At 69.4% G+C, this 23,147-nt stretch carries 29 protein-coding genes; 6 read left to right on the forward strand and 23 right to left on the reverse strand.

Features of this window, described 5'->3' with window-relative positions; translation table 11 throughout:
• Positions 1–224 precede the first annotated feature (224 nt).
• Together QSK35_RS41595 and QSK35_RS41600 are read right to left on the reverse strand one after the other, a co-directional pair.
• Complete coding sequence (locus QSK35_RS41595) at positions 225–407, reverse strand: DUF397 domain-containing protein (protein WP_285753824.1); 183 nt, start codon at positions 405–407, stop codon at positions 225–227.
• 6 nt (positions 408–413) lie between these two features.
• The gene (locus QSK35_RS41600; protein ID WP_285753826.1) at positions 414–1,253 is read right to left on the reverse strand and encodes a helix-turn-helix domain-containing protein; all 840 of its coding nucleotides are present in this window, start codon (positions 1,251–1,253) and stop codon (positions 414–416) included.
• A 142-nt stretch (positions 1,254–1,395) separates the two neighbouring features.
• Here QSK35_RS41600 and QSK35_RS41605 point away from each other — a divergent pair, with 142 nt between their 5' ends.
• From QSK35_RS41605 to QSK35_RS41630, 6 genes are all read left to right on the forward strand, one after another.
• Complete coding sequence (locus tag QSK35_RS41605) at positions 1,396–1,596, forward strand: hypothetical protein (RefSeq protein WP_285753828.1); 201 nt, start codon at positions 1,396–1,398, stop codon at positions 1,594–1,596.
• Complete coding sequence (locus QSK35_RS41610; RefSeq protein WP_285753830.1) at positions 1,593–2,021, forward strand: hypothetical protein; 429 nt, start codon at positions 1,593–1,595, stop codon at positions 2,019–2,021. The genes QSK35_RS41605 and QSK35_RS41610 overlap by 4 nt, the downstream gene beginning before the upstream one ends.
• Complete coding sequence (locus tag QSK35_RS41615) at positions 2,018–2,176, forward strand: hypothetical protein (RefSeq protein ID WP_285753832.1); 159 nt, start codon at positions 2,018–2,020, stop codon at positions 2,174–2,176. Before QSK35_RS41610 ends, QSK35_RS41615 begins: the two co-directional genes overlap by 4 nt.
• Positions 2,173–2,430 (forward strand): hypothetical protein, encoded by a 258-nt coding sequence (locus QSK35_RS41620; RefSeq protein WP_285753834.1) that lies wholly within the window; start codon positions 2,173–2,175, stop codon positions 2,428–2,430. The genes QSK35_RS41615 and QSK35_RS41620 overlap by 4 nt, the downstream gene beginning before the upstream one ends.
• A 247-nt stretch (positions 2,431–2,677) precedes the next feature.
• Positions 2,678–2,938 (forward strand): hypothetical protein, encoded by a 261-nt coding sequence (locus QSK35_RS41625; RefSeq protein ID WP_285753836.1) that lies wholly within the window; start codon positions 2,678–2,680, stop codon positions 2,936–2,938.
• Between the two features lie 95 nt (positions 2,939–3,033).
• Positions 3,034–3,606, forward strand: coding sequence for an MmpS family transport accessory protein (locus tag QSK35_RS41630; RefSeq protein WP_285753838.1), 573 nt, complete (start codon positions 3,034–3,036; stop codon positions 3,604–3,606).
• Positions 3,607–3,858: 252 nt separating this feature from the next.
• On the opposite strand, the gene QSK35_RS41635 is transcribed toward QSK35_RS41630, so the two are convergent.
• From QSK35_RS41635 to QSK35_RS41735, 21 genes are all read right to left on the reverse strand, one after another.
• A complete protein-coding gene (locus tag QSK35_RS41635; protein WP_285753840.1) occupies positions 3,859–5,268 on the reverse strand; it encodes a hypothetical protein in 1,410 nt (469 codons plus the stop codon).
• 1 nt (position 5,269) lies between these two features.
• Positions 5,270–5,548, reverse strand: a complete 279-nt coding sequence (locus QSK35_RS41640) for a hypothetical protein (RefSeq protein WP_285753842.1) — start codon at positions 5,546–5,548, stop codon at positions 5,270–5,272.
• Complete coding sequence (locus QSK35_RS41645; RefSeq protein WP_285753844.1) at positions 5,545–6,534, reverse strand: glycoside hydrolase family 25 domain-containing protein; 990 nt, start codon at positions 6,532–6,534, stop codon at positions 5,545–5,547. Before QSK35_RS41645 ends, QSK35_RS41640 begins: the two co-directional genes overlap by 4 nt.
• Positions 6,531–6,791, reverse strand: a complete 261-nt coding sequence (locus QSK35_RS41650) for a hypothetical protein (RefSeq protein ID WP_285753845.1) — start codon at positions 6,789–6,791, stop codon at positions 6,531–6,533. The genes QSK35_RS41645 and QSK35_RS41650 overlap by 4 nt, the downstream gene beginning before the upstream one ends.
• 61 nt (positions 6,792–6,852) lie before the next feature.
• A complete protein-coding gene (locus QSK35_RS41655; RefSeq protein ID WP_285753846.1) occupies positions 6,853–7,338 on the reverse strand; it encodes a hypothetical protein in 486 nt (161 codons plus the stop codon).
• A 14-nt stretch (positions 7,339–7,352) separates the two neighbouring features.
• Positions 7,353–10,094 carry a hypothetical protein gene (locus tag QSK35_RS41660; protein ID WP_285753848.1) on the reverse strand — a complete coding sequence of 914 codons (2,742 nt, stop codon included), beginning with the start codon at positions 10,092–10,094 and terminating at the stop codon, positions 7,353–7,355.
• Positions 10,091–12,820 carry a phage tail protein gene (locus QSK35_RS41665; RefSeq protein WP_285753850.1) on the reverse strand — a complete coding sequence of 910 codons (2,730 nt, stop codon included), beginning with the start codon at positions 12,818–12,820 and terminating at the stop codon, positions 10,091–10,093. Before QSK35_RS41665 ends, QSK35_RS41660 begins: the two co-directional genes overlap by 4 nt.
• 110 nt (positions 12,821–12,930) lie before the next feature.
• Positions 12,931–13,386, reverse strand: a complete 456-nt coding sequence (locus QSK35_RS41670; protein ID WP_285753852.1) for a hypothetical protein — start codon at positions 13,384–13,386, stop codon at positions 12,931–12,933.
• Between the two features lie 9 nt (positions 13,387–13,395).
• On the reverse strand, positions 13,396–13,884 hold the full coding sequence (locus QSK35_RS41675) for a hypothetical protein (protein WP_285753854.1): 489 nt from the start codon (positions 13,882–13,884) through the stop codon (positions 13,396–13,398).
• A gap of 65 nt (positions 13,885–13,949) precedes the next feature.
• Entirely contained in the window at positions 13,950–14,360 is a 411-nt protein-coding gene (locus QSK35_RS41680; protein ID WP_285753856.1) for a phage tail protein, read from the reverse strand.
• A gap of 10 nt (positions 14,361–14,370) precedes the next feature.
• Complete coding sequence (locus tag QSK35_RS41685; protein ID WP_285753858.1) at positions 14,371–15,105, reverse strand: hypothetical protein; 735 nt, start codon at positions 15,103–15,105, stop codon at positions 14,371–14,373.
• 2 nt (positions 15,106–15,107) lie between these two features.
• Positions 15,108–15,521, reverse strand: a complete 414-nt coding sequence (locus QSK35_RS41690) for a hypothetical protein (RefSeq protein ID WP_285753860.1) — start codon at positions 15,519–15,521, stop codon at positions 15,108–15,110.
• Positions 15,522–15,566: 45 nt separating this feature from the next.
• Positions 15,567–16,160: a head-tail connector protein gene (locus QSK35_RS41695; RefSeq protein WP_285753862.1), complete on the reverse strand. Its 594-nt coding sequence runs from the start codon at positions 16,158–16,160 to the stop codon at positions 15,567–15,569.
• Between the two features lie 19 nt (positions 16,161–16,179).
• Entirely contained in the window at positions 16,180–16,752 is a 573-nt protein-coding gene (locus QSK35_RS41700) for a hypothetical protein (protein WP_285753864.1), read from the reverse strand.
• A gap of 12 nt (positions 16,753–16,764) precedes the next feature.
• Positions 16,765–17,148 carry a hypothetical protein gene (locus tag QSK35_RS41705; protein ID WP_285753866.1) on the reverse strand — a complete coding sequence of 128 codons (384 nt, stop codon included), beginning with the start codon at positions 17,146–17,148 and terminating at the stop codon, positions 16,765–16,767.
• Positions 17,149–17,239: 91 nt separating this feature from the next.
• Positions 17,240–18,757 (reverse strand): phage major capsid protein, encoded by a 1,518-nt coding sequence (locus QSK35_RS41710; RefSeq protein WP_285753868.1) that lies wholly within the window; start codon positions 18,755–18,757, stop codon positions 17,240–17,242.
• Positions 18,758–19,006: 249 nt separating this feature from the next.
• Positions 19,007–19,693 carry an HK97 family phage prohead protease gene (locus QSK35_RS41715; protein WP_285753870.1) on the reverse strand — a complete coding sequence of 229 codons (687 nt, stop codon included), beginning with the start codon at positions 19,691–19,693 and terminating at the stop codon, positions 19,007–19,009.
• Positions 19,693–20,898, reverse strand: coding sequence for a phage portal protein (locus tag QSK35_RS41720; protein WP_285753872.1), 1,206 nt, complete (start codon positions 20,896–20,898; stop codon positions 19,693–19,695). Before QSK35_RS41720 ends, QSK35_RS41715 begins: the two co-directional genes overlap by 1 nt.
• On the reverse strand, positions 20,895–21,149 hold the full coding sequence (locus QSK35_RS41725; protein WP_285753873.1) for a hypothetical protein: 255 nt from the start codon (positions 21,147–21,149) through the stop codon (positions 20,895–20,897). Before QSK35_RS41725 ends, QSK35_RS41720 begins: the two co-directional genes overlap by 4 nt.
• Positions 21,150–21,159: 10 nt before the next feature.
• Entirely contained in the window at positions 21,160–22,662 is a 1,503-nt protein-coding gene (locus tag QSK35_RS41730) for a terminase large subunit domain-containing protein (protein WP_285753874.1), read from the reverse strand.
• Positions 22,634–23,083, reverse strand: coding sequence for a hypothetical protein (locus QSK35_RS41735; protein ID WP_285753875.1), 450 nt, complete (start codon positions 23,081–23,083; stop codon positions 22,634–22,636). Before QSK35_RS41735 ends, QSK35_RS41730 begins: the two co-directional genes overlap by 29 nt.
• Between the last annotated feature and the right edge of the window lie 64 nt (positions 23,084–23,147).

The following is a 23,147-nucleotide window of genomic DNA, read 5'->3' on the forward strand; positions in this document are numbered from 1 at the left end:
GGTTCTTGTAGAACCAGACAAGCGGCCATCGTGGCCTGCGGCGAAGATAACGAAGACGGTGTGACCAGGAAGAACGATCTTCGCTGTTTTGCGTGATCTTCCACGGTTTTGCGGGGTCATCTGTACCAGGTTTGTACCCGACGATCTTGAAAGGGGCTGGCACACTATGCGCGGAGGCCGCGCCCAGCAGCTTTGGGCGCGGCCTCCTGTGTGGCTCGGTTGGGTCAGCTGTCGAAGCGGCCGGCCTGGGCACCCTTCACGAGCGCCCGAACCCCCGCCACGCCGAGCCGCAGCTCCGGACCGGTCGGGTTCTTGGAGTCACGGATGCCGCCGTGGTTCGACAACTCGACGCAGCTCCCGTTCTCTCCACTTCGGGCGGACTTCCGCCACACCTCGATAGCGCTCATTCCTACTTACCTCATCTGTTTGGCCACGTCCTCGATGAACTCGGTGGACTGGACCGGATCCAGCGATACGCGGCGCACCTTTTCCACGGCCGTCTTGTAGGCCGCGACATCCTCCTCTCCCTGCAAGAAAAGGCCCGACCTTCGGTTCTCCAGAAATACGACGGTCGTGGCCTTGTCGATGGTCAGCAACACCACCGGGCCGTCGAGGCCCGGATGCCAATCCGTGCCGATCTTGAACACGTGCAGGTTGATGTTCGGTCGTGCACCCATGACGAGCAGATGCTCAAGCTGGCGTGCCATCACCTCAGGGCCGCCGATGTGATTCCGGAGGGCGGCCTCACCTATGAAGGCTGTGAACTGGACAGGCGAATGGGATCGCGTGAGGACCTCGGACCTGCCGACTCGAACCGCGACGCGAGTAGCGATTTCCTCTGGTGGCGCTCCAGCGGCACGAAGAATTCCGCGCACGTAGTCACCAATCTGCAGAAGACCGGGGATCACGAGGGGAGCGACGTCGGTGATGTTGCTCGACAGGCCCTCGGTCTCGATCAGAGCGGCCGTCTGGAGGCGCTGTTCCGGGAGGCCGACGGCGAGCCATGACGAAGACTCCGGGTCTTCTGCCATCCGCAATGCGTCTTCGCGTTCTTCGCCGTTGACGCCCAGGTATCCGAGGATCGATGCCAGCTCGGTGACGGGTGGTACCCGTTCGCCGTTCTCGTAGCGAGACAGCTTCGAGTGGTCAATCCCCAGACCCCTGGCGACCTCGCGGAGGCCCTTGCCTGTGGCCTGCCTGGCGGCCCGAATCCTGCCGCCGATCGCGGTCGCCTTCGGAGTGTTGCGGCTCATGCACCACAGCATAAGGACCCTGTACCCGGTTGCGCGGATCCCCTGATCGGGGCATTGACGAGGGTGGTGCGCACCACCCAGTCTTGGTTGCACCACGGCGATGTGGTGCGCACCACCCCTCCAGTCAACAGGACGGCTACTCATGGGCGACCCGCACACGATCCCCTGCCAGGACTCGACGATCGGTAGGTATCGCGAGACCACCGTGCGCCTCACCGAGGACCGCCAGCGCGTCGCCGTCATCGTTCCGCAGCCGTCCGGCACGTTCGACGCCGAGCAGCTCGCCCTGCTCATCGACGCGCTGGTCGAGGCGCGGCGCGAGCTCATGCAGGGAACGTCATGAACGCGTTCCTGTTTGGCGTCGACGTCACGGCAGCTGTGTGCCTGCCGATCGCGTGGCTGATCCGACGACGCACGTGGGCCAGGGTCGTCGCCCTGGGATGCGTCGAAGCGATCGCCGTGCTGGCTTCCGCAATCCGGCACGCCCCGCGGACCGTCCCCTCCTGCTCGGTCCGGGTGATCGTCAGGCCACCGGCCGCCTCAGTTCTCCAGGGCGGCCGCGAATGCGCGGCGGGCAGCGGTGCGCGCGAGGACTGCGCTGCGCCCGCGCCCGCCGCGCCCGCCGCAGGCGAGGACGGCATCTCGCCTGCGGCGGCCACAAACCAGGTGCATCTCAGCCCCCCGGCGGTGCACCGGCCCCAGGTGGGCGCGGCACCGGAGTTGGTCACGCATCGCCACGCCGCGCCCGCCAACGGGGGACTCACATGAACTGGACAGTCGTCGTGATCAGCCTCGTCGGCGCCTTCGTCGCAGGGGTGTGCTTCCGGTCCTACGTCGGCTTTCCGGCGCGGTGGTGGTGGGTTCGCAGGTTCGACGCGTTCATCCTCGAAAACGTGTTGCTCTGGCGCTGGAGGAAGAAGTGAGCTCGGAGATCCCCGCGCCAGCCGGGTACGCCTGGTGGTATCTCACCAGCGCGGCCTGGTCGCACCTGTTCCTGATCGAGTCCGTCCCGGACGACGAGGACATCCTCACCGCGATGTGTGGCCAGCCGGCCGCGGACAGCCGGGTCAAACGGCAGGAGATTGCGCCCTACTGCCCGGACTGCCTTGTCATGTCGCCCGCGACCGAGCTCGCCGACCGCCTGGAAGCGCGGAGGATCGAGCTGGCCGGATCATGACTGGGCGCCACACGAGCGGCCAGCCGGTCGCCAAGCTCCTCGAGGAAGCCACGCGCGACGCTTGGCCAACGCACGGTCTCGCGTCGATCGTCCGGCCGTACATCCACCACAACCACCAGAGCGAGGACGGTCGTGTACCCGAGCCGCGAACAGATCATCCGCCAGGTTGGTCCCGGCCTCGCCGTGGGCGCTGGACCTGGACAGGCCAACTATGGGACGACACAGAACCAGGAGGCGCCTGTTCGCGATGAGCATCGGGGAGGTCCGGGCCGCGCTGCAAGCCGCGCAGACGCTGATCGTCGATCAGTACGGGGTCGCGGGCGACGTGCTCGGCTTTGTCAGTGAGGACATCGAGCCCATGATCGGCGCCGCGCTGCGCGGCAGCGGTCGCCCGGAGGCCGAGGAGATCGCCAGAGCGAGCAGCACGATCGTCGTAGCCGCGCGAGATCTGCACCAGGCCCTCGGTTACACCATGGGGCTGATCGAGCGGTTCCTGGCAGAGCTGTGACCGTACGACCAAGGGCCCTGTGCACACCGCCCGTAACACCCAGTCACCGTTGAACGAACAACCATCCGAACCAGGTCCGTGAAGAGGGGAACCCGATGTCTCAGCCGCAGTCGCCCGGCCACCAGCCCTACCCGCCGCAGCCGCAGTACGCGCCCCAGCAGCCGCCCGCCGGCTACGCCCCGCTGCCGCCGCCGGTGAAGAAGCGCAAGACCTGGCTGTGGGTCCTCGGCGCCATCGTCGCCCTGATCGTGATCGCCGGGATCGCCAACGGCGGCAAGTCACCCAGCGACAGAACCGCGGCCGCCGGCCAGGCCACTACCTCGGCACAGGCCGCGCAACCCACCGCGGCGAAGGAACCCGCGAAACCCGCCACCCGCAAGGTCGTCTACGAGGTCACCGGCGCTGGACAGGCGCTGAGCATCACCTACATCACGGACGGCAAGGCGTCGCAGCAGCAGGCGGGCAACGTCAAGCTGCCGTGGCACCAGGAGCTCGAGCTCCCCGCAGGCGAGGCGTTCCAGATGGTCAGCCTCGTCGTGCAGGCTGGCGACGGCACACCCGAGATCTCCGCGAAAGTCACGGTCGACGGCAAGCTCGTCAAGGAAGGCAAGTCGTCCGGCCAGTACGCCGTGCTGACCCTCAGCGAGAACATCGGTTCGTTCAAGTGACCTCACACGAGCAGCACCTCGACCACGTGCTGCAGCAGGCAGGCCAGCTTCACCCGAACGACAACTCGGCGGGCGCCGAGGACGTGCGGGAGCTCGCCCAAGGAATCCAGCGACACCGCGCGGGACAATGCATCGACTGCGGCGCCCCCACCGGCACGTGCAGCTGCTGACCCTCCACACGCGACAAAGGCCCCCGCACACCCCGGACGGATCCGGAGCGTGCGGGGGCCTTGTCGTATCAGCTGCTCTCGCTCAGCTGATCCCCATCCAGGGCTGGTATCCGCCCGTGGGTGAGCCGTGCGTGGCCGGGTTGATGCTCGCGGGGTGGCCCGTCCCACCGGCGTAGAAAGACTTCCTAATCCCCGATGGCCAGCCGCCGTCGTACGCCCCAGCACCAGACGGGCCGGTCTGGAAGGCGAACGACGGCTCGACACTCCACCCTTCCCGCCGCAGCTCCATGAACACCACACGCCGGGACGTCGACGCGGCGACCGGCGCCGACAGCGCCTTGCCCCGGACACCCGTCGACGTGAACAAACTGCTGTCGCTCGGCGTCGTGCCGAGCTGCGCCCCGGTGATGTCGTAGACGGCGAACCCGTTCTCACCACCTGCGCCCAGCGTGCCCGCGGAGTGCACCATGCACCAGCACGTCGTGAGCGCCTTCCCAGCGGGCACGAAGATCGCCGTCCACCAGCCGTTCGTTCCCAGCGGGGAAGGATCCCGGAACCGTGCGGGGTTGTCGTTCGCCGCGACCAGCCCGTACATGATGTCCAGCGGATCGGCCGCACGGTCCTGCGTCACCCACCGCGCCCCGGTCGACTGCGACGAGTCCGCGCTCAGCACCTCGCCGGTCGCGCCGACCGCCAGCCGCGCTGGCGTGTCCGCGGCTGAGGCGATGAACAGATCGCCCTTGGCGTCGAGCAGGCTCGCCGCGACCTTGCCCGCCAGCGAGTTCGTGACCGTGGTCGCGAAGTTGGCGTCATCGCCGAGCGCGGCCGCCAGCTCGTCCAGCGTGTCCAACGCGGCCGGCGCCGAGGCCACCAACGCCGCGACCGCGGCGTTGACGATCGTGTTCACCGCCGAGGCGAAGTCAGTGATGTTCGCCGACGTGTGGCTGTGGCCGAGCTGGGAGTACCGGGCGTCACCGCGGGTCTGGTTGTAGTACTGCGTGTGGTCGTCGTCGCCGAGGCCGGTCAGGTCCCCGTGGTCGGTGACACCGCCCTGCCCGGCGGGCAGCTGGGCGGAGGGCACTTTGCCGTTCGCCCCGAGGGAGGCGACGCCGTTGGCGACGCCGAGCTCGGCGCGCGCGAGGTACAGCGACGGCAGGTCCGGGTCGAGTGGGTCGAGGGTGGTCTCGTCGACGAGGCAGTCGACGAGCTTGACCGCCGCGCCCGACACCGGCGCGATGAACGCCCGCGCCACGTCCGTCCCGGCGATCCGGAACACGTAGTAGGAATCGGGCCCCACGATCTCCGAGTTGGGCGTGACCGTGACCTCGACCAACCCGGTGTCGTCGGACTCCTCGACGACCGAGTCGATGATCTCGCCGTTCTCGTTGGACAGCCACAGCCCGAGCCCGGTCAGGGTGACGGTGCAGCGGCGTCGCGGCACACCGGTCTGGCCGGGGCCGTACAGGTAGTGCCGGACGACCACTGTGGACACGTCAGCCCCTTTCCCGTGCCTCGATCGCGTTGCGGATCGCCTGGCGTACCTGGTTGCGCTCGGCCTCGGTCAGCGGCGGCTCGTCGACCGCGGCCGCGCCGGGGATCCAGTACGCGACACCGAGCGCGACCAGCACGCCGATCGCCGAGGCGACCGGCGCGGGCAGCTGCAGGTGAGCGAAGTACTCGAGCAGCCACAGCACGATCGTGGTGCCCGCGCCGGCAGCGGAACCGCCGCTGACCTTGGCGTTGGGAACCCAACTGGTCGGCTGCGCGCTCACAGCGGCTGGTCCGGGTTGACCGGAGGAACCACGACCGCCGCGCGGCGCCGCGCGCGCCGGTCGGCCTCGTCGTTGACCGCCGTGACCAGCTGGTCGAACTGCTCGTCGGAGATCCCGCCGAGCTGCGAACCGAGGCCCTGGGCGAGCAGCTGGCGCGCGAGCTCCGCCTCGTCGACGTCGCCGCCGGCCTCGCGGCCGAGCAACGCGTCGAGCTTCACGCCGTTCGCGGCCGACTGCTCCGCGGCCTGAGCCGCGCGCAGGTCGACGTAGCGGAACACGTCCTCGAGGGACACGTCCTGGTTCCACCAGTTCTTCATGCGGTCGCTGAGCTGCATGTCGAGCACACCTCCGAGCAGGTCGTCGAGCTCCTCGCGGGAGCCGGGGAAAAGATTGAGGTCGACGTGGCTGCCGTAGCCGGCCACGCGACCGGTGCCCGTGAACTGCAGGATCCGCACGGGCATTCCGCCGCGTGCGTCGTTCCACGGGTACGCGGGCACCTTGTCGTACGCGTCGTCGAACCAGTCCCACTCGCGGTCCGGATACCAGGACTTCCAGTGACCCCTGACCCGCTCGGCCAGCGGGCTGAGGTCCGGGCTGCCCATGGCCTGCCAGTGGAAGTTGGGCCAGTACAGCAGCGGGGTGTCGCGGTCGTTGTCCCACAACCGGTTGTGCGCCGCCCACACCTCGTTCCAGCCGCCCGAGCCTTCCTCGACGTCCACGATGGACTCGCGGTAGCGGTCGCCGACGATGCTGGTGTGGATGTCGATGGTCTGCGCCCAGTTCGGCCGCAGGTAGGTGTACGGCCGCACGGTCGCGCCGGCACGCTCCGCGGCGTCGGCCTGGGCGTGGAACGCGCGGTTCACCACCGTGCCGTCGTTGGTGAGGATGAACACGAACCCGAAGTCGTTCTCGGCGACCACGCGCTCGACGTCCATCCCGGCGTCGGCTTGGTGGTTGGAGATGTCCATGCCCTTGACCGGCATCATTCCTCCTTGGGCTGGTTGACGGTGAGGGTGAGCCCCAGTTCCTTGGGCGGCTGCGGCGGTTGAATGCCGCGCTCGGCGAGTAGGAACAGCAGGGTTCCGATGTAGCCGATCGCCACGGTGCGCCACGTTTCGAGCTGGGCCGTCTTGCCTTCCAGCTCCCGCAGTTTCTTGCCCTGCTTGGCGTTCCAGGCCGTGAGCACCGCGGTGACGGCGCCGCCGGCGGCGGTGAGCAGGTCTGGGGTCATGAGGCCGCTCAAGCGAACCCCTCCTTCACGACGTCGGGTCGGGGTTCGGTTGTGGTGCAACAGGGAGCGCGGTTCAGTCGATCCGCTTGAGGGTCAGCCGGGATCCCTTGTGGACGATCGTCGCGGTGGCGAAGCTGGCGTTCTGCGCCCACTGCCAGTCGAGCACTCCAGCGGTTGACGACATCATCAGCGTGCCGCGGATGAACCACGGCAGACGGGTGCTGGTGACACCGGCGATACCGGTGACCTGACCGTCGCCGGGCGTGCCGGCCTGCACGTCGGCCGTGCCGGGGTCGTTGCCGAACATCCAGCCCTCCAGTGAGGCACCGGACGGAATGACGAACCTCTGCTTCAGCCCACCCGACGCGTGGGCGGTGAACACCGAGACGAGCTCCAGCGCGTAGACCGCGTTCGCCACAACAGTGAACCCGGACAACTGGTCGTCGTTTTGGAACGTCGCCGAGCTCGCCAAGGGCTCATCGGCGGTCTTGTACTTGGTGACGCCCCAACGGTCCTGCAGGATCGCGCCGGTCAGGTCGATACCGGTGAAGTTGCCCACGGGTGATTTCCCTTCTACAGCGCGACGATCGCCGGGCGGGCCAGCTTCACCGCGGCGCCGGCCGTGTGAGCCTTGACCACGCCGTTCTGGCTGCGGGACACGGTGAACGTCTGCGGACTGGTGGCGCCGGTGATCTGCGTGACGGTCATCCGCTCCCCGGCGATCATGATGGGGATCGAGAGGCCGGAACCGGTGACCCACAGGTCGTAGGGGTGGCTGGTGGCCACCGACAACGAGGGCGCGCCGCTGGTCGCCGAGGACGCCAGCGTCGACGTGCCCGAGTCGACCTTGTCCCGTGTGGTGTCGTCGGTGTGCACAACCTCGTACACCGAGCCGGGGGAGCCGTTGATGCCGAACGCGTGCTCGCTGATGTTGAGCGTCTCGTTGTAGCCGCGGGCGATCTGGTTGATGTCGTCGTAGATGTAGACCGAGCTCGCGCCGGTGACGACCAGGCGGTCGTCGACGTCGAGGTCGAGCAACGCCCGCGACGTGGCGGCGTCGTTCGCCAGCGTCGTGCACACCCGGTCGACGGTGAGGACGGGGAACCGCAGCTCGTCGGCTGTGCCCTCGTGCAGCAGCCACCCGGCCAGATCGGCGAGCTGTCCGGCGAGGTTGACGTTGACGTCGTACTGGGTGTCGTACCGCCCGGCGCCGCCGTCCCATGGGTCCGCGGTGGACAGTGGACCGGTGGTCTGCTCGGCCATCACCTCACTGCCGAGCAAGGTCTTCACGGTGACGTCGTTTCGTACCGACTGGTCATCGTCGGTCGGGTCGAACGGTAGCGTCAGCGCGCCGAACGGCAAGGTGGCGGCCGCGGTCTGGTTGTAGATCGACGCGCGCGCCCGATACGCCAGCCCCGCCGTCCCGCGCGTCTCATACAGCGTGCCGCGGTCGGTGTCCGCGCACTCCCGCAACAGCTCGAGCACCGGCTTGACGCCCTGCGGCCCCATCGCCGCCGTCGCGGCCGGATCACCCTGGTAGGAGAACGGGATGTTGTTCTCACTGCACAGCCGGATCATGCGGTTGAGCGCGGTCTCGCCCGCCCACCCCAGCACCGGGTAGGCGAAGTTACTCAACGGCCGGCTGTCCTTGTAGACCACGACGTGCTGGCACGCGAACTGCTGCGTGTGCGTGCTCTGGTCGAGGATCTGCACGCTGTACGGGTAGGTCAGCGTCATCGCGGCGACCGCACCGTTGCCGATGGGCGTCGAGTCGACGTCGATCCACCAGTGGACATCCGCGCCGTCCTGCTCGACGAAGATCCGCACGTGGTGGGCGGCGTCGTCGTACAGATCGGACACCGACATCGTGGTCGCCCCGGCACCCGGCGGGGTGATCCGGATCTCCGACGTCGCGAACAGAAACTCCACTAGCCACTGCCGTGCGGTGAACGAGCCGCTGATGCCCTGCACGTCGATGGTGATGATGGTGTTGGTGTCGCGGCCACCGGCGCGCAGGTGGTCGACCGTCCACTCCGACGCCGCGCCGGACGGCGAGTCGACCCAGCCGGTGATCCGGTCCGTGCCGCCCCGCAACCGCAGACCCGGCGCGAGGAACGGGCCCATGTCGCCCTGGCCGAAGTGCTGCCGCGCGGCCAAGTCGCTGGTGAGGATCATGTCGTTCGCGCCGATCACCGGCCGTCCGGTCGCCGACAGCGGCCCGTCCTCCAGCGGCCAGTAGGCGATCACGTTCGGGTCGCTGGTCGGGATGTAGGCGCGCGGCGCCGACCGTGCAGGCGTCTTGCCCTGGCCGAGGCGGCGCAACGGCCCGCGGCCCTCGATCGGGGTCCACGCGTCGTTGAGCGACAGGTCCCACTTCGGCGGCCAGTTGCTGACCTCACCGGCCCACCGCGGCGACCGGACCTCCCAATCGTCATAAGACGCCGTGAAGCTGACGTTGGTGTTGCCAGTGCCCGCGCCCGTGCGCACGCCGACCCAGCCGGTGCGCGGGGCGTCGGAGACGTGCGCGGTCACCGTCCAGTCGTACGGCTCCCCGGTGCTGTTGGCGACCGAGGTGTCGACGGCCCACACCTTGGCGCGCATCGTCTGGCCCTCGAACTGGGCCCGCACCCGCAGGCTCTGCGCCGAGGTGTGCGTCAGCCCGGCCACCGTGACCGCCGAGCTGTAGGTCGTGCCCGCGGCGTTCATCAACTGCACGGTGACGGCCTCGGCCGTGGTGATCACGACCCGCACCAGGTAGTAGTCCGATGTGGACACACCGCGCAGGACGAGGTTGGCCGGCTCGACCTGCCCGCCCGTGACGTTGGTGAACGGCAGGCTGACCGTCACCGCCACGTCGACGTCGCGCATGGTGACGCCGGCGGCGTAGCTGAGCCGGTAGGTCGCCGCTGTGCCGACGGTGTGCTTGCCGACCCCAGAGTTGACCGCGAAGTCCGCGCTCGTGCCGCCGGACTGCGCGATGCTCCACGCGTCCCCGCTCGTCGACGTGCCCCAGCCGTTCGACGCGGTCGTGCTGAACGTGTCGCGGGCCAGGCGCAGCGCGACCCGCAACGGGGTGTTGCGGCCCAGCGTGCCGTAGTAGGCGCCCAGCGGGTTGCGCGGCGAGTACTTGCCGCCGGCGTTGTTCAGCGACAGCCCGCACTTCGACGGCGCTACCGCGGTGGCCTCGTTGGCGCGGCCGCGGCTGATCCGGATGCCGGTGCCGCGCAGCTGCACGTCCGAGACGACGTCGACCCACCGGGAGCCGAGGTACAGCTCCGGGATCACCTCGAGCTGGCTCGTCGGGAAGGTGATCACGCGGAACCCCCCAACACCACGACGACGTCGCCGCCCTCGTCGCGGACGCTGTTGCGGATGCTCTCCAGCAGCGCGTCGTCCCACTTGCTGCCGCCGGTGCGCAGCTCCAGCACGAACCGGGGCACACCGGCCGCACCAGAGCCACCGGCGCCGGCGGCGGTGAGCGCGGCGTTGGCCGCGGCCGCCGGCGGCGGCCCGGCAATCGTGGACACCATCTGCTCGACCGCGACACCGAACGGGGACTTGCCGACACCGGCGAGCCGGTCGGTGATCCCGCCGACGTAGGACCACAACGCGGATTCCTGCGACCGCAGACCACCGAGCAGGCCCTGCATGATCGCCTGACCGGCCGGGGTGAGCAGCACCAGGTCGACCGGCAGCGGCCCCTTCAGCGAGGCGATCTTGTCTCCGATGCCGCCGACGAAGTCCCACACCGCCCCGATCGAGGCCTTCAGCCCGTCGAGCAGGCCCTGGATGATTTTGCTGCCGGCCTGCCACAGCAGGTGGCCGAGGTCCCCGAGCGCGGACAGGATCCGGCCGGGGATCGAGGACACGAACGTCCAGATCGCCGTCGCGGCGCTGATCGTCGCCGACACCGCGGAGTTCCACGCCGAGACCGCCCAGGACACCAGCAGCCCGCCCAGAGCCGACACCGCCGCGGCGATCCGGCCCGGCAGGCCGACGACCCAGTTGATGATGCCGGTCGCGACGGCGACCGTCGTGTTGACCGCCCACGACCACGCCGCCGCGGCCCACTCGGCGAGCAGCTGACCGAGCGCGATCACCCCGTTGACGATCATGCCCGGCAGCTGCGTCACGAAATTCACCACCGCGGTAACACCGGTGATCGTCGCCTGCACCGCCCAGTTCCAGGCGTTCACGATCAGGTCCACCAGCAGCTGCCCCAGACCCAGCAGGCCCTGCCCGATCCAGTACGGCAGCACGATGATCGCCGCGATGATCCACTGGATGCCCTCGCTCACCGCGTGCAGCCCCATCTGCATCGCCGTGAGGAAGCCGTTCCACAACACACCGGGCAGCGCGGCCAGGAACGACCCGATCCGGCCCGGCAGCGCCGCCACCCAGTCCACAAAGGACGACAGGGCACCGGACGCCGCCGACCCGGCCGAGGAGAACCAGCCGCCGATCATGGCGGGCAGCCCGGCGAACCAGTCGATCGCGCCCTTGATCCAGTCGACCGCCGAGCCGACCGCGCCGGCGACGGCGTCCCACGCGGCGGGCACGTTGTCGACCAGCCACTGCACCGCACCGCCGACCCAGCCGATGATCGTCGCCGCCAGGCCGACCATCAGCGTCTGCATCTTGACCAACACCGGCGCGACCAGACCGATCAGGAACCCGGCGAGCTTGGCCACCAGCCCGATCAGCGGGGTCAGCGCGGTCACCAGCTGCAGCACCGGGTCCTGCAGCTGCAACCACACCGGCAGCAGCTGCACCACCACGTCGACCAGCTGCATCAGCACCGGCGCGATCGCGGTCAGCGCGGCGAGCAGCACCTGCCCCGCCGCGGCGGCGAACTGGCCGATCATCGGGATCAGCGGGGTGACCGCGGCGGCCAGCTTGAGCAGCGCCTGCGACACGAACGCCGCGACCAGGCCGAGGATCTGCGACACGATCGGCGCCAGCGCCACCAGCGCCGGCACCAGACCCTGCACCAGCGCGGCCACGATCTGCACCAGGACCGGCGCCAGCGGCAGCAGCGGCGTCAGCAGCGACGCCAGCGCGGGCACCAGCGGCAGCAACGCGGCGATCAGCTGCTGCACCGGCGGCAGGATCTGCACCATGGTGGCGCCGATCTGGGCCAGGACCGGGCCCAGCGCGCCGGCCACCGCGGTGAACAGCTGCATGAAAGCGATCACCACGGGGGCGAGCGCCGCGCCCAGCGCGCCGAGGACCGGGGCGAGCTGCTGCAGCACCGACCCCAGCCCGTTCATGATGCTGTTGGCCAGGGCGTTGATCAGCGGCAGCAGCGCGGCCAGCAGCGGCCCGCCGACGGTCGCGAGGGTGCCGAGGAACGCCCCCAGGGTGGGCAGCAGCCCGGACACCGCGACCAGCAGCGCGGAGAGTCCCTGACCGGCGCCCAGCGCGCCGCTGGACAGGTTCTCGAAGAACCACGACAGGCCGGTGCCCAGCGAGGTCAGGCCCTCCTTCAGCGCCCCGACCACCGGCCCGGCGGACTGGATCGCCGTGACGAACCCCGGCATGGCGTTGACCACCATGCCGGTGATGCCCTGCGTGAGCGTCAGCAGGAAGGGGCCCAGCATGGAGAAGATCTGGGCCAGCTGCGGCACGATCTGACCGAAGGCGTCGCCGAGCTCGTGCGCGATCTGCACGAAGAACGGCACCAGCGGCGCCGCGGCCGCCGTCAGTTTGGTCTTGACGTCCTCCCCGAGCCCGGAGAACGCCGCCTTGACCTCGGCGTTCTCCTTGAGCGCCAGCGCACCTATGCCGGCGAACAGCAGCGGCAAAGCGGCCAGCGCGCCGGCGGCGATCAGCGCGCCACCGGCGGCGGCCGCGCCCAGCGCGACGAACGCCTTGCCCAGCATGGCGACCGCGGCCGCGTTGTGCTTGGCCATGCTCGCCGTCGACGCCCCGGTGTGGCCCAGCACCACGGCGGTCGCCACCGCCTCGGCGCGGATCTTCGACAGCACCTTGCTCACGCCGTCGCGCGCCAGCAGGTTGAACAGCAAGCTGGTGTCGCCCAACGGGATCACCTCCCGCCAGACCGCACACCTGTTGCGCTACTTGTGTTTCTCGGCCTGCTTGCGCAGCTCGTCGATCGCCTCACACGCCGCCAGGAACTGCGGCACCGGCATCAGCGCTTGGGCTTCGAGCGTGATGTGGAACTCCCGCGCGATCGCGAGTCCATACGCCTTGCGCTTCTGTTCAAGTGGGCTTTTCCCGCCGTGCCCTCCGGGGCCGTCTCGATCTCGGCGTCCAGGTGCGCCAGCACGGCCGGGTCGACGCTCTTGTCCTGCGCCAGCTTGTCCCGCATCGCGGCGAGCTCGGACTTGTCGAACTCGCACTCCAGCTCGCCGATCCGGAAATCCGGAGTGTCGATGTAGAGCACCGTCGGGTGCTCGGTGCGCATCAGGTGCCACAGCAGGTGACGGCGCGCCCGGATCCCACCGGTGAACACCTCGACCAGGAACTTGTCCCACGTGGCGCCGTAGGACTTCTCAATCTCCTCGGCCTGGCTGGCGGTCACCTCCGATGCGGCGAACTCCCAGCGGGTCTCCTCGGCGCCCTCAGGCATGTACGTGACGAACATGGCGGTGTGTCACACCTTTCTGCGTAGGCGCGCCTCGGCACGCTGGATCACGCCGCGCATCTCGCGGCGGTACTTACGGCGGTCCTTCTTCGTTTCGTCGTCGAACCAGCCAGGCTTGCCGCGCTGGTGCACCCGCACCGCGTTGTTCCCGATCGACGGGTGAAACCAGCCGCTGCGCGAATTCGTACGCTTCGGCGCGTTGCGGAACTTCCGCACGTTCGGGGTCTTCTTCGCGCGGATCACCGCGCCGGGGTACTTGCCCGACTGGCGGATCTGCACCATCACCTTGCCCGCGATCGCCGACCGCAGCTTGGGCCCGGCGTGCCCGCGGCTGGGCATCGACTTGATCGCCGCCCGAACCGCGTTGCGGGTCGGGTTGAGCACGTTGCGCGCGGTCTTGGTGAGGTCCTTGCGCAGCTCCTTGCCGTCCTCTTCGGACCGCATCGCACGCGCCAGGTCCCGCAGCCGACGCTCGTCGATCGACAGATCGACCGGCACAGCGCACCTCCTCGAGGTGACCGCGGCCGCCGGGCCGGTCCCCGCCAGGCCCGGCGGCCGCGCGCTCAGGCGGTCGCGCGGGTGATCGCGCCGGACGTCGGGTACTCGACGTCGACCTCGGCGACGTCGCCGGGCGCACCGGCGATCGGTGTCCACTTCTTGACCAGAACGCTGCCGGTGTACTTCGGGTTGGACGCGCCGACCGCGGCGTTGTCGAGCCGAACCTCGAACGCGATGTTCGTGCCCAGCAGCGGCCACATCATCGAGTCGATCTGGCCGGCGGCGACGTCCTGCAGGAACGTCGCGGCGAGCGAACCCTTCTTCAGCCCACCCTTGACCTCGACCCAGCCCAGGGACGCGAACGTCGTGACGTCCTTCTCATCCACCTCGGCGGCGAGCTCGATCTTCTTGGTGTGGTCGGAAACGTTGGTGCCCGCGAGGCTCAGGTACGACGCGGTCAAGACCATGATTGCCATTGGAGTTACCTCACTTCACGCCGAAGCTGACGACGAACAGGAACGACGGGCTGGTGCCGCTGATCGTCCACACCGGACGGAACCAGGTGTCGGTGATCGCACCCGCGGTGCGCAGGATCTGCCCGCTCACCGCCGTGGCCGCGGCGAAGCTGATGCGGCTGGTCGGGGCGGCGAACGTGTTGTCCGGAGCGGACTCGATCCCGAGCGTGATGGTCGGGGTCGACGTCCCGGCGACCGACAGGATGTGCGCCGCCGCGTACAGGTACTGGCCGGCCGCGACCGCGCCGAGCTGCTGCCCGGTGCCGTTACCGGTCGCCGTGCGCGCCGTGCCGGGCGGGTGGGCCACCAGCCCGCGGGCCAGCGGCCACGACCCCTTGGCCTCGGCCGACCAGGGCGCGATCTCGCCGACCGCGTCGCCGAGCTGGTACTTCGCGGTCATCGCCTTGGTCAGCCACGCCAGCGACCCGACCGCTGCGCCGTCCGGGCACATTGACCACGCGCCGACACCGCCGAGCGCGGCGAACAGTTCGTCGTCGACGAACCCGGCGCCGCCGGCCTCCCATTGGCCGCCGGCTTCCCACTCGCTTTTGACCAGCGCGCCCTTGACCTCGCCCCAGCCGCCGGACCCGAAGTTGGTGCTGTCCTTCTCGGCGACCTCGGTTTCGGTCTTGACCTGGTTGCTGCGGCCGGTCATGTCCAGCCCGCCGGCGAACATCCGGACGTTGGTGAGCACGAACGAGCCCATGGTCAGTCACCCCTTCCGATGACGCGGACCAGCCAGTCGGCCCCGATGTAGTCGTAGACGCCGTGCTCGTACTGGCCCATGCCGCGCACCTTCGCGACGTGCAGCGACGAGCAGGCGCCGCCGAGCGTCCTGTCGGCCTCCAGCGCCCGTTTGACCGAGAGTGGACCGGCGCCTTTCATGTACTGCTGCAACAGTTTCTGGCCGCTGCGGTCGTCCGAGCGCGGCACCAGCACGCGACAGACGACCGGGTTGAAGTCGTCGTGACCGCGGCCGTAGGAGAGATCAAAGTCGATCTCCAGCTCGACCGGGTAGAACACCGGCGGGCTGATCGAGTCGGGCATGAACGCCGAGCACCGCAGGCCCTCGATGGAGCTCGCGGCCTCGGCGAGGCCTTCGAAGACGGCCACTACGTCCACAGTGGACCCGCCTCCTTTCTGGTGGCGGATCGGGAAGGTGGCTGTTCAGCCGAAGGCGGGCAGCACGAGGTGCGCCAACAGTGCCTGTACGTCGGGGTCCAGCCGGTTGACTCGGATCGGTCCCCACTCACTGGTGGAGGTGACCCCCTCAGGGCTGTCCTTGCGGCGGTACAGCCGCGCGGCCTGGATCAGCGTCGCCTGCACGACCTCGTCCGGCACACTCGGCCAGCCCCAGCGTGCGGTCACCCGCACCCGCATCGCGTAGCCGCCGCCCCACGCGCCCAGCCGTAGCAGGCCGGTGATCGGCCTGCTGCGAGCGAGCGCGTTCTCGGGTTCGGTCTCGTAGTCGGTGAGCGCGGTCCACGACCCCGTGGTGCCCTGCTCGACGACCAGCTCCGTGGTGTCGGCGATGTCGTCGACGAGCAGCAGCACACCGCCGCGCTGCACCACGGTCCGCTCGGCCGGCCGATACACGCGGGCGGTGGCGGAGTCGTCGATCCAGAACCGGCGCCCGGTGGCGTTGTCGATCGAGCGGCTCGCCGAGGCGAGCGCCGGTTCCAGCAGGTTGTCGCTGACGTTGTCGCTGATGCCGAGCGACTCCTTGAGCAGGGGCAGAGTGGCGTAATTCGTTGAAGCCACTGGAAAACCCCCGCTCCGGTCAGGTCGCGACCACGCGCGGCACGAAAGCCTTCGCGGTCGGGGTGGCGATCGTGGCCGGCGCCGTGGTGGTCAGCGCCGCACCGGAGGTCTGCGCGAGCGTCTTGTCACCAGACAGCCACCCGGCCGAGGCGCCCGCGAACGTGGCGACACCGACCAACGACGGGACCGTGGTGGCCTTGACCATGATCGCGGCGTAGTAGATGCCCGGTCGGCTGATCAGCTGCGGAGTCGCGAGCGCGAGCGTCTTGACGGTGTTCGCCGCCCACGCCGCAGTGAGCTGATCGGCGGACTGCGACAACAACGCCGGCGTGGCCGAGTCGTCGTAGAGCGCGAACCACCAGTTCGTCGGCGTGTTCGCCGCGGTGGCGCCCGACTTGAACGTCAGGTTCGTGACGATGTCGCCGGCTTCCAGGTGCAGCGCGGCGGACAGCATCACCTGCGTGGTCAGCGCCGTGTCCAGGTCGGTGACACAGTCCTCGCGCGGCAGGTTCTGCCGGTTCAGGCCAGACGGCTTGCCCGCCAGCGTCCACTGCGGATTGGTGACCGGGTAGTTGCCTCGGGTCAACGGCATGGCGTGCGCCTCCTACTTCTTCGCTGCGGGAACGGCGCGCTCACGCGGCGCCTTGCTGGCCGCCGTACGCGTGGGCTCGGCGGCCGCGGGCTCGGCGTCGGCGGCTGCTGACGTGTCGTCGTCCGTCGGCTCGTCGTCGGCGTCGCCGAGGACGTCGGCCAGGCCCTCGCGCAGCTCGGCCGCCTTGACCTTCGCCTCGGCCGCGGTGACGTGGTCCTCGGTCGCCTCGGCGACCTCGGCCTGCCGGTCGAGTTGCGTGATGGCGTCGCGCACCACGGCGACGCGGCCGCTGATCTCGTGCTGCACCTGGACCGCGCGGTCGTCGCGGCCGTCGGCCTGGTAGCGGGCGAGCTCGGTGTGCAGTGCACGCAGCTCGCCGATGATGTTCACGTTCACGGGAAAGATCGCTCCCCTCGAGGAAAGTCGCTGCAGGACACGGAACCGGCGGCCGCGCGCGGCGGCCGCCGGTCCCGAGCTGGTGAGCCGATCAGTAGCCGGACGGGGCGAGCAGGCCCGTGCCCTTGATGATCGAGATCTGCTCCGGCCGGCGGTCGGGCATGAACGCCGCGTACTCGTAGACCTGGAACCGGATCTGCAGCGTCCCGGACAGCACCTCCTGCAGGACGCGGGTGCGCTTGGCGCCCTCCCACAGGTACATGTCCGAGGTGCGGGCGTTGAACATCCACTCCTCGTTGCTGCCCCCGCCCAGGTTCGCCGGGATGTTGCCGTCGGCGATCAACGGGAACTGCAGGATGCGGCCGACCGGGCCCTCGACGTCACCGCCGGTCTGCAGAGCCATCGGGTTGAACGGCGCGTTGGTCTCCGGTGTGATCAGCGGCCGGTTCGAACCGTCCAGGTAGGACGCCATCCAGAACCACCGCGACGGCGTGAGGAACATCGCCGAGGGCATCATCTTGCGGTTCTTCGCCGACTGCGACAGCCCCTGCATCAGGAACGGCCACAGCTCCGGCAGCGTCGCGGACGCGTCGGTGTAGGTGATGTTGTTGACCCCCGACACTGCGAAGATGCCCTTGAGCTGCCCGTTCGACCCGGTGCCGTTGATGCCCTGGATGTCCAGGCGCATGTTCAGGTCCGCGATCAGGTCGGTGAAGACGATCTCGTCGAACCCGGCCGGCGACTGGTCGAGCAGCTGGATCGCGACGTCCTGCTGACCGGCGATCGTCCGCACCGGCGCGGTGACGAACGTGTCGGTCATGTCCGTGGACTGCACCGATCCGGCGTCGGCGGTCTGCATCCCCGTCGCCGTACCGGTCGCGACCTTCGGGATGTTGATCGAGTCCGTGCCCGGCGGCAGGTCCAGGTTGCGCACCGTGTTGAGGAACGCCCGGCCGAACCGCGGCAGGTCGATGAAGTCGTCGACCAGCCACAGCGGCGGCACGAAGTAGCCGCCCTGCCCGTCCGTGCGGTTCGGGTTGACGCGCTTCTCGAACCCCGACTCACCGCGCAGCCGCTTCTCGTCTCGGAGCAGGTCGCGGTCGAGCTCCTCGAGCTGCTGCTTGGCCCGCTGCGCACGCCGTGCCTCGCGTGCCGGCAGCTCGACGTCCATCTCCTTGCCGTGCCGCTGCAGCCGCTCCCTGGCGCCGTCGACACCGCCATCGGCGTCGCCCTGGCCGACCGCGGCGCGGGCGAGGTCGAGGAAGTACGAGTGCCGCGACCCACGGTGGTACGTGGTCTGTTCGTAGGTCACGACCGCCGGCGCCGGGCCACGCTGCTGACCGGTCTGGCCGAGGTCGGCGGCGAGCTTGTCCGCCCGCGCCGAGCGCTCCTCGATCTCGACGAGCTCGGCGATCCGGGCCTGCAGCGGCTCGATCTCGCCGTCGACGGCGCCGATCGCCGCACGCTTCTCGTCGAACAGCTTGGCCTCGTCGTCGGTGAGGCCACGCTGCTCCTTGGTCGGTGCCGCGAGCACACCGTCCATCTCGGCCTTGAGGCTGGCACGCTTGGTGAGCAGCTCGGCGAGCTGCTTGCGCAGGAACTCCAACATGGGAGCCCGCTCCTTCCTGTGATGGGTGATGGGTGGGGCTCCCTGCACACCGGTCGGGTGGTGGCTCCGGGTGGTGGCGCACGACAAAGTGCGCTCCGGCGCGGTGCTCCGGCGCGTGCGGTTGAGGCAGGGTTTTCGTGTACCCGACGGGATTCGAACCCGCCGCGGTCGCTGCTCCGCGGGTCCCCGACTTACGAGCCGTTCAGCGCTCTCCTACTTGGCTCTGGACCGGGCACAAGCTCGGCGTGGCTACAGGCTCAGGGCCTGCGCCTGCGCCACGTACAGCGAGAGCGGATGTTCGGCACCGGCGGCCGGTTGCGGGGCCGCCAGGCGCTTCTGGAGCCGCGCCAGCAGGTCCTGGGCGGCCGCGGGGTCCAGGCGGTCCAGGTCGACGCCGCGCATCGCGAGCGCCTCGACCGACGTGTTCGGGTTGGCGCCGAAGTTGACGACCGACACGTCACCGCGGTGGATGTCCACCTCGAGGATCGCGCGCTCGTCGTAGTCCGGGGACCACTGCGACCGGCCCGGCGGGACGCGGAACGCGAAACTCATCTCGTCGACGTTGCCGTCCTCGATCGCCGCCACCATGTCCCGCACGTCGCCGCGGCTGGTGTTGAGGTCCGCGGCCATGTGCAGGCCGGTGGAGTCCTCGGCCAGGCGCAGCGTCCCGGCACGGGTGTAGGCCATCGACAGGCCGCCGTGGTTGAGCAGCAGCTGCGTCTGCGGGTTCTCGCTGAGCGTCTTGGTGAAGGCGCCGGCGCGGATCACCTCGGTGTAGGAGCCGGCCCAGTCCCACATCTCGTACGGCGCCTCGGTGACCGAGGCATAGCCCTCGATCGTCGCGTTGTTGCTGCCCTGGGCGCGGACCTCGAGCCGCACCGGGTAGGCGCGGCGCTCGGTGCCCGTGACCTTCGCGCGGTCGCTCTTGCTCGCCATCACTGCCCTCCCGGCAACTTGTCGTCGTCCACTGCGGACGGATCGGCGGGTGCGATGGGGATCGGCTTCTTCTGCTCGACAGGCTTGGCGCCCCACTCGACGGGCGCCAGGTCCTCGTCGTCGCGGACCTCGTTGACGACCTTGAAGTCGTTGCGCAGCGCGATCTCGTGCGCCCGGTAGCGGGTCAACAGGTCGGTCTTGACCAGCGCGGCCCGGTTGAACTTCACGAACCGGCCCGGCGGCAGCAGCATCCTCAACACGCGTTCGATGCGCACCAGCCACGGATCCGCCGCGTAGGTCAGCAGATCGAGGCTGCGCTGCTCGATGTTGGTGTAGGTCAGCGAGTTGTCGCCCGTGCTGTACCCGAACACCGACGCGAACCCCGGCCCGAAGATGTTGCAGCACTCCGCGGAGGTGTAGTTGTTGGTCTCCAGGAACTGCGACTCGTTGGGCGCCACCTGGATCGCCTTGAACGCCCAGCCCTTGCCCAGCACCAGCGGCTCACGCGTGCCCCGGATCGCGGCCAGGAACCGGGCTTTCGCCGTCTTGGCCTGGTCCTCGTCCTTCATGTCGAGCTGGTCGTTGGTGAGGATCCCGGACGGGTGCGCCCCGTCGCGGAACCACGCCGCACCGAAGTTCAGCGAGCTCAACCCTAGGCCGATCGTCAGCGCGTGCAGCTCGATCGGTGACAAGCCGAGCATTTCGCCCGGCACCGGGAACACCCGCTTGTGCCACATCTTCGACGCGTCGACCGGCTGCCCGCATACCGTCCAGTCGAGGTGCCCGTCGCGTGGATCGCGCCGCACCCGCGTCTTGTCCGGGTGCTGCAGCACGATCTGCGTCGGCGTACCGCGCCGCTTGTCGCGTTCGAGCACGGTTCCGTAGGCGTTGCCGCGCAACATCTGGCTGAACACGTACTGGTAGAGCCAGTCACCCAGGCCGTGCCCGGTGCCGTCCAGATCGGCCAGCCAGGGCTCCAGCGGCACCGGCCGCTTCTCGCCCTCGACGTACTCGTCGAGCGGCATCGTCTCGGCGATCGTGGCGACCAGGTTCACACACGCCCACACCGCGATCTTCTGCAGGCTGGACTCGGCCCGCGTCAGGTCCGGCGAGGTGAACCCGCCGGCTTCGCTGTTGGGCGGGATCGGCGGGTTCACGAACTGCAGCTGACGGTGCTCACGCGGGGCGCGGAACAAGATGCTCATCGGCCGGCACCTCCCCGAGCGTCGCGGTACTCGTCGACCGCCCGGTCGACCAGCAGCACCGTGCCCGCGGTGATCCACCCCGCCGGGCCGTACACCTGCCCCGCGCCGACCGACAGCATCACCAGCCCGGCCACCGGCGGCCCATGGTGGGCCACGAGCCGCCACGCGTGGCCCACCACCCAGCCCGCCATCCCGGCCGCATCCGATCCCCATCGACGCAACCGTTCCCGGCGGGAGCTCGACGTCACCACACGACCCTCCTCACCAGATGTTCGTCATCGGGTCGTAGGTGTCCACCAGCAGCGGCAGCCGCGTGTGCAGCGCGAACCTGGCCTCGGCGACCGTCACGATCGGACTCGTCCGCGACTTCTCGTCCTTGCGGGAGAACGTGATCGAGTCGGTGGTGCGCCGAACCTTGGTATCGCGCACCGCCTCGTCCAGCGGCTCTTGACCGGGATGCCGGGCCCGGCGTTCGTTGACCACATCGATCGCCTGCCCGGTCGCCGCGGACATCTCGACGTGGCTGAGCACCATCAGGTCGCCCCGCTTGGGCTTCTCCGGGTCCTCGGGCTGTTTCAACCCGGCCTCGGTCAGCGCGGTCTCCAGCGACTTGAAGGTGCCGTTGCCCATCGCGATCGCGACCGGGTCGAGCACTTCCTTGAGCTCGACCAGCCGGGCGATCATCCAGTCGACGCCCTGCCGGAAGTCAACGATCTGCCAGTGCTCAAGGCTGTCCTCACGGAGGCCGGCCAGACCGATCGCCGCGTAGTCCCGTCCCGGCTCGATGTCGGCCGCGATCGCGACGTCGCCCTCACGCCGCGACACCGCGTCGAGCATCGCGGCCCAGTTCTTCAAATCGAACGCCCCGCCGCCCTCGCGCCGGCGCGGCCACAGCCCGAAGCACTCGCGTGCGAAGCCGCGGGTGCCGAGCATCCGTCGCAGCTTCTTGATCTTCGGGATGGTGACCCGGCCGGTGCACAGCGCCGGGTTGGTGCGCTTGTAGTTGTCCGGGTCGTCGAAGTCGACGCCGTCCAGCTTGTCCAGGTCGCCGGGCAGGCCCCAGTCCCGGTAGCCGAGCGCATCCTCGACGCCGGTCTCGATCATCTCCAGCGCGCGGGCGCGGAGGTCGAACAACACCTCGCCGGTGTCGGCGGTCAGCGGCGGCGAGCTGGTGTAGACGAACTGTGGGTTCGGCACCGCGAGCATCGTCGGGCCGAGCGCGTCTTGCTGCTCGGGGGTGTAGTCGTAGGCCTCGTCGATGATGTTCAAGTCACCGGTGAGGCCTCGGCCGGAGTCCTTGGATCGAGCGATGAACTTGATCCGGGCCTCGGTGTCGAGCCGCTCGAAGCCCTCGTCACCGTTGGTGTTGCTGATCTTGATGTAGACCCCGTCGACCACGACGAGGTTGTCGTTGATGACCGTGCCCAGCGTCCGGAACAGCTTGCGCATCCGCCGGAACGCGTCCTTGGCGGTCTTGTACTGGTGTGCCGACCAGAGGATCAGGTTCTCGCCGAGCTCCAGGAACCCGAACAACGCCCTGGCTTCGAGGATCGCGCCCTTGCCGTTCTGCCGGCTGCAGATCTCGCAGTACTCGAAGCACGCCCACTGGCCGTCCGCGTCGACGGCGAGCAGCAAGTCGACGGCGTCCTGCTGCCACGAGTCGAGCGGCTTGCCCGCCCGCGCCATCAGCTCGCCCGCCGCGGGGCCGTAGGTGCCGACGTAGGCGGGCGCTACCTCAATGCGCGGTCTCGGCCTGTCGAGCAACGATCCGGGGGGTGAGGTTGGCAACGGTGCCGCCCTCCCGCCTCGGCTGCTCCTCCTTGGCCGGGGCTCCCGTTCCGGACGCAGGGCGGACGCCGGTGCGGCCGGCCTGGCGGATCTCGGCGAGCAGGCCCTTGAGCGTCGCGGCCTGCTGCCGGGACTCCGACAGCGCTTTGTCGACGATCACCACGTACGCCGTGCCCTCGTCGTCGAGCGGTTCGAGCCGCAGCCAGTCGCGCTCGGCGCCGCGCAGGATCGAGTCGAGCTTTTCGAGGCGATCGACGATTCGGCAGGCCTCCAGCAACATCACTCGTTGCATCGGGCCGAGCATCGCTCCGGCCGTCATCAGCGACCACAACGACCGGCCCGCGGCCGCCAAACCGGCCGTGCGTTCGCCCTGGTCAGAGGCGGTGTCACGCGTCACGGGCGGCGTGACGGCAGGGCACCGTCCGAGGACGCAGAGCGAGTGGTCACCCCGCTTATGCAGG

It is taken from the genome of Lentzea sp. NBRC 105346, from assembly GCF_030269605.1.
Taxonomy (GTDB): domain Bacteria; phylum Actinomycetota; class Actinomycetes; order Mycobacteriales; family Pseudonocardiaceae; genus Lentzea.